We start from the raw sequence: 958 nt of genomic DNA on the forward strand, positions 1-958 counted from the left end.
CTCGGCGTAGATCCGGCTCTCGACGGCCCAGCCGTTGATCGACAGATCCTCCTGCGCAAACGCCAGCGGCTCGCCCGCCGCGCTGCGGATCATCTGCTCGACCAGGTCGAGACCCGTGATCAGCTCGGTGACCGGATGCTCCACCTGCAGCCGGGTGTTCATCTCCAGGAAGTAGAAGCTCTTGTCCTGCCCCGCGACGAACTCGACCGTGCCGGCGCTGTCGTAATTGACCGCCTTGGCCAGGGCCACGGCCTGCGCGCCCATCGCCGCGCGGGTTTCGGGATCGAGCAGCGGGCTGGGCGCCTCCTCGATGACCTTCTGGTTGCGGCGCTGGATCGAGCACTCACGCTCGAACAGGTGAACGACGTGGCCATGCTTGTCGCCCAGCACCTGGATCTCGATGTGGCGCGGGCTTTCGATGAACTTCTCGATGAAGATGCGGTCGTCGCCGAACGCGCCGGCGGCTTCCGCCCGCACGGCTGGGAAGCCCTCCTCGACGTCCTGCTTGTTCCAGGCCACCCGGATGCCCTTGCCGCCGCCGCCGGCGCTGGCCTTGATCATCACCGGATAGCCGATCTGCTCGGAGATCGTCAGCGCCTCGGCGACGTCGGCGATCTCGCCGATATGACCCGGCACGCACGACACCCCGGCCGCCGCCGCGAACTTCTTGCTCTCGATCTTGTCGCCCATCGCCGAGATGGCGCCGGGGTTGGGACCGATGAACACGATGCCCTCGTCGGCGCAGCGCTGGGCGAACTCGGCCTTCTCCGACAGGAACCCGAAGCCCGGATGCACCGCCTGCGCGCCCGTCTGCTTGCAGGCGGCGATGATCTTGTCGGCGACGAGGTAGCTCTGGGCGGCCGGCGAGGCCCCGATGTGCACGGCCTCATCGGCCATCTCCACCGCCAGGCTGTCGGCGTCGGCGTCCGAGTACACGACCACCGTCGCAATCCCCAAC

General features: G+C 68.0%; 1 protein-coding gene. It reads right to left on the reverse strand.

The features are described from left to right. The coding region (locus tag AC1RRS_RS24870) for an acetyl-CoA carboxylase biotin carboxylase subunit (protein ID WP_492857502.1) at window positions 1–958 on the reverse strand (958 nt) is incomplete at both ends.

It is taken from the genome of Caulobacter sp. GW821-FHT12A07 (assembly GCF_058807655.1).